1 protein-coding gene is annotated in these 676 nt (G+C 66.3%); it reads left to right on the forward strand.

The features are described 5' to 3' along the window. Positions 1–10 precede the first annotated feature (10 nt). Positions 11–676: response regulator transcription factor (locus GXW71_RS34600; protein WP_281417480.1), on the forward strand; the 666-nt coding region annotated here is incomplete at its 3' end.

Consider the following 676-nt stretch of genomic DNA (forward strand, 5'->3'; position numbering starts at 1 on the left):
GGAGAGCAAGATGCGCGCACTGGTTGTCGAGCGGGATCCGATGAACGTCATCGGAAAGGTGCGGGCCCTGCAGCTCGCGACCATCACCGTGGATACCGCCAAGAGTGGTGAGGACGCGGTCGATATGACCCGCCACTTCGATTACGACGTCATGATCCTCGGCGTCTCGCTGGCCGACATGACCGGCGTCGAAGCCCTGCGCCGCCTGCGCGCCCGCAACATCTCCGTCCCCGCCATCGCGACGACCAAGAGCGGCGACCTCGCCGCGGTCGTCCAGGCGCTCGACATCGGCGCCGATGACTGCATCACCCCCACCACCGACCGCACCGAGTTCCTGGCGCGCGTCCGCTCGGTGATCCGCCGCTCCAAGGGCTTCGCCCGCTCGGTGCTGACCGCCGCCAACCTCTCGCTCGACATCCAGAGCAAGGATGTGGAGATCGCCGGCCGGGCGGTGAACCTGACCGGCAAGGAGCAGTCCATCATGGAGCTGCTCATCATGCGCAAGGGCGTGGTGCAGTCGAAGGAATCGATCCTGACGCATCTCTACAACGGCATCGACGAGCCGGAGATGAAGATCATCGACGTCTTCATCTGCAAGCTCCGCCGCAAGCTGGCCGAGGCCGGGTTCAGCGGCGCCATCGCCACCGTCTGGGGCCGCGGCTATGTGCTCCGCGAG

Origin of the sequence: Plastoroseomonas hellenica, from assembly GCF_018129085.1 — a bacterium.
In the GTDB taxonomy this organism is placed as follows: Bacteria; Pseudomonadota; Alphaproteobacteria; order Acetobacterales; family Acetobacteraceae; genus Plastoroseomonas; species Plastoroseomonas hellenica.